General features: G+C 58.7%; 6 protein-coding genes. 1 reads left to right on the top strand and 5 read right to left on the bottom strand.

Features of this window, described 5'->3' with window-relative positions; all coding sequences use genetic code 11:
• Positions 1-693 (top strand): 2-dehydropantoate 2-reductase (locus tag VGU61_RS00520; RefSeq protein ID WP_326857138.1); only part of this gene is annotated, 693 nt, incomplete at its 5' end.
• A gap of 117 nt (positions 694-810) precedes the next feature.
• Here VGU61_RS00520 and VGU61_RS00515 read toward each other — a convergent pair.
• The 5 genes from VGU61_RS00515 to VGU61_RS00495 form a co-directional block, all read right to left on the bottom strand.
• A complete protein-coding gene (locus VGU61_RS00515) occupies positions 811-1410 on the bottom strand; it encodes a histidine phosphatase family protein (protein WP_326857137.1) in 600 nt (199 codons plus the stop codon).
• Between the two features lie 15 nt (positions 1411-1425).
• Positions 1426-1914, bottom strand: coding sequence for a DUF6644 family protein (locus VGU61_RS00510; protein ID WP_326857136.1), 489 nt, complete (start codon positions 1912-1914; stop codon positions 1426-1428).
• A complete protein-coding gene (locus tag VGU61_RS00505) occupies positions 1914-2261 on the bottom strand; it encodes a DUF6152 family protein (RefSeq protein WP_326857134.1) in 348 nt (115 codons plus the stop codon). Before VGU61_RS00505 ends, VGU61_RS00510 begins: the two co-directional genes overlap by 1 nt.
• A 123-nt stretch (positions 2262-2384) precedes the next feature.
• On the bottom strand, positions 2385-3050 hold the full coding sequence (locus VGU61_RS00500; protein ID WP_326857133.1) for a response regulator: 666 nt from the start codon (positions 3048-3050) through the stop codon (positions 2385-2387).
• A gap of 60 nt (positions 3051-3110) precedes the next feature.
• Positions 3111-3973: serine hydrolase (locus VGU61_RS00495; protein ID WP_326857132.1), on the bottom strand; the 863-nt coding region annotated here is incomplete at its 5' end.

Genomic DNA, 3973 nt, shown 5'->3' with positions numbered 1-3973 from the left:
ACCGACCGGGTCGCGCTGATCCGTGATGCGGTCGGCCCCGAAACCGTCATCGTGCTGATCGAGAACGGCGTGGAGATCGAAGACGAAATCGCCGAGGCATTCCCCGACAATGAGCTCATCAGCGCCCTTGCCTTCGTGCAGGTCAGCAGGATCGCGCCCGGCAAGGTCAGGCACTACGCCTTCGGTGATCTCACCTTCGGCAACTATCCGTCCGGCGTCACCGACCGCGCACGCACCCTGGCGGCGATGTTCGAGAAGAGCGGCATCAAGATCACCCTGGCGGACAACGTGGTGACGGCCCGCTGGCAGAAATGCCTGTGGAACGCGGTGTTCAATCCGGCATCGGTGATGGGTGGCGTGCTCGACACCGACGATATGCTCAATGCCGAGGAAGGCGAATCGTTCGTCCGGCGCGCAATGCGCGAGGTATGCGACGTCGCTGCGGCGACCGGTCATCCGCTGCCGCCGCAGCTCGTCGATCAATATATCGAAGGCACGCGCAAAGCCCCGCCCTACAAGACCAGCATGGCGCTCGATTACGAGAACGGCCGTCCGATGGAAACCGAAATCATTCTGGGTAACGCCGTGCGGGCCGGACGACGCGAAAACGTCCCGATTCCGATGCTGGAGACCCTGTATGCGTTGATGAAGATGGTGGAGCGAAAAGCCGCGAAAGCGGCCAGGTCGGCCTAGAACGCGTTTGATAAGGTTGCGAGCGGTTTGTCGTTGCTACTGGGAGCGCAGGCGTACGGAGATGCGCGAAGCACCGCGAGCGCAGCGCCGAACTGCGCAGTCCCTATCAGAAACCACCTAGCGGGAGAACAGATTGATCCGCCCGACCGGCTTGAATTTGCCCGCGTCAAACGTGGTCACGACAATCTCGCCCGGCGCCGGATATACACCGGTAAGCGCCTGGACATTCACCGCATGGGTGACCAGAACCAGGTTGCCCGGGGTGGCGCGCTTCCCGGTATTGCCGGCATAGGCAATCACCTCGCGAATTTTCGCCTCATCGGATTTTTCCCGGTCATTGAACATTGAATCGATCATCGGCGCCGGGGTCGCCTTCCCGAATGCCAGCATCGCCGTGTCGACACAGCGGCACCAACGGCTCGTCAGCACCTCCGACACCGGAATGGCGCGGCTGCGAAAGGCTTCCCCGATGGCCTTTGCATCTGCCCTGCCCTGCGCGGATAGATTACGCTGGGTGCTGCAGGCGCCAATCACGAAGCCCTCGGGATCGCCGACCCCCGGTTCGGTCACCGCATGGCGGATGAATACCACGCGATTGCCACTTTTCAGGGACGACCAGGCATCCTCGCTGGCGGCATAGGACGGTTGCACCGCGCTGAACAGCACAGCCGGTATCAAGCTCATCAGGAAACGCTTGAACCATAGCGTGAATCCCACAATACCCTCCGTTATTTAGGTGTACGCAAGCAGCCTGCCGCAGGAAATCACCGCAATCCACAACAGCAGCGACAGCAGTGCCTGCACCTTTGCCGAAGCCGGTATGGCGGCATTCTGTCCCCAGGTGGCAGCCGAGCGATAGACGCCCATATGGAAAATTGCGGCATTGAGGCCGGCGGCGGCGATCAGGGCGAGCTTGAGACGAAAAACGGTACTGGCGGCGAATTCATCGGGATGGGCGGAAAACATCATCAAGCCGGCCGGAATGATCAGGATCAGGCCGGCGGCAGACCATCGCAGCAGATGCCCCCCGAGTGCCGGTACCGGCAGTTGCCTGGCAAAGCCCAGTATCCGGAGATCGAACATGGCGACCGCGCCGACCAGCACCACGAACCCGACGATATGCACGATCTCCACGATCGGATACAGCCACAGCCACCCTCGCATCGCCTGGCCAAGCCCTGAAGCAGCCAACCAACCGAATATGCCCGCCGTTTCGTGCATCAGCGCAGCTCAGTGGTTTTGCCATTGATAATGATGCGCTCGGCACGCATTTCTTCGGGCTTTTCCCGGTTCGGATAGCCTTCGACCGTTGCTTTACCGCCCGGCGCCAGCATTTCCTTGGCGAGCCCGCGGTTTTCCATACGCGTTGGCGGTGCGAGGACGGCCGTCCACGTTTTATTGGGAGTTTTGAGAACGACGAATCCGTGTGGGTGGACATAGCCGGATTCCTGGATGGTGCCTTCCAGTTTCAGCGGCTGATTGGCGTCGTATTCACTCCAGCCGTGATGGGCAAAGGCGCTGGCAGTGCAGAACAGGACAGGCAAGACGAGCAGTACAGGACGTTTCATGAGCGCTCTCCGTAATCGGGTGTGTCGGAAAGCTTACAACATGCCGCAAGATTGCGCTGAGACGACCGAAATCATCGCTTCGGATGATCCGGCGTAGTAAGGCAGGAGGATTTGCAGGAGGATTTATTGCTGCCTGGCGGCGTAATAACCCTTGAGAACGTCCTGAATCTGGGCGAACTTGATCGGTTTGGCGAAGATGCGGTCGAAACCGGCAGCCAACGCGCGCTTTTCCTCGGTGTCGTCAACATAGCCCGTAACTGCAATCAAGGGAATGCGCGACAGCTGATCATCAGCCCGCAATGTCTGCGCCAGATCCAAACCATTCTTTTCGCCCGGTAGCCGCAGATCGCAAAAAACCAGATCGGGCGGATTCTGACGCGCCGCTTCAATCCCGGAATGTGCGTTGAAGGCGACGCTTGTTTCGCAGCCCATTACTTCCAGCAAGTCGCAAAACAGCCGTGCGAGATCCTGGTTGTCCTCGACCACCAGCACTCTCAGATGAAAGTCGGTCATGACAACGCCGTTATTCTGTTTGTTGTTATTGGTAGGTGTATTCACTGATTTCCCAGGCTGCCCAAATAAGGTTTCTGCTTTCGTATGGTTATTGCAACGTTTCGTTCCGCTGATGATGGTGCGGTGTGTGGATGCTGCGCCATGCTGGATGATTGAAGCGCGATTCGATTCGAATGCAATACGCTGAACAGGAATTGTAGTCGACTTAGCCGGTTCGCACATCGACTCAATCCGGCGCAACATGCTTTTATCTGCAATGGACTGGAATTGCGGCAATCAGTTGCAGGAAAATCGTTGCGCCGGAACCGAACTTGGGATGCATCAAATCCGGTGCGGTTACCGAATACGCGCTTTTTTTGTTGCCTTGATGCGCCCCTGGGATTTGGCTTCCAGGACGGCGCGCTTGCCGGCCCTGGGTTTGGTCGAAACAGCTTTCAAGGCCGTTGCCTGGGCAGTGAAGATCGGCTCGCCCTCGAGGTAGCGTTGAACATTTTCCGCGTCCAGCATGCGGGCTGCGGCTTCCTTGGCATTGAGCAGGACCACGATCACGTTCTTTCCGGCGGCCTGCACGCGCATGACCAGGCAGCGGCCCGCTTCGCGGGTAAAGCCGGTCTTCGACAACTGTATGTCCCAGCCTTTTTTGCCGACCAGCCGATTAGTGTTCCTGTATTGGACCGGTTGACCATTGATATCCATCAATTCTCCGGTTTCGGTGGACATGCGGGTGATCTCGGGATAATACGAAGCCGCGGTCGCCATCTTGACGAGATCCGTGGCGGTCGAACGGTTGTAGGGTGATAGTCCGGTGGGCTCCTCGATCGACGTGTTGCGCATATCCAGCGCAACCAGCTTGGCGCGAACCGCCTGCACGAAAGCCGCGTTTCCGCCCGGATAGGTGCGTGCCAGCGCAGCGGCGGCGCGGTTATCGGAAGACATCAAGGCCAGTTGCAGCATGGATTTGCGCGGCAGGACGGTGCCGACGGGTACCCGGGATGAACTGTGTTTGAGCACGTCGACGTCCACCTGTTCGATGGTGATTGCTTCCTCCATATCCAGTTTGGCGTCGAGCACGACCATTGCGGTCATCAACTTGGTAACCGAAGCGATCGGGACCACCTCATTGGCATTCTTTTCGAGCAGAACCTGGCCGGTTTGCTCGTCGAATACCAGCGCATGCTGGGAGCTGAAAGGTAATGCGG

Origin of the sequence: Noviherbaspirillum sp., from assembly GCF_035944575.1 — a bacterium.
Lineage (GTDB): Bacteria > Pseudomonadota > Gammaproteobacteria > Burkholderiales > Burkholderiaceae_D > Noviherbaspirillum.
This window is presented reverse-complemented; position numbering and strand designations above follow the sequence as displayed.

Coding starts and splice junctions, on each gene's coding strand:
- VGU61_RS00510 (WP_326857136.1), bottom strand. CDS start 1,914: ATGCACGAAACGGCGGGCATATTCGGTTGGTTGGCTGCTTCAGGGCTT.
- VGU61_RS00505 (WP_326857134.1), bottom strand. CDS start 2,261: ATGAAACGTCCTGTACTGCTCGTCTTGCCTGTCCTGTTCTGCACTGCC.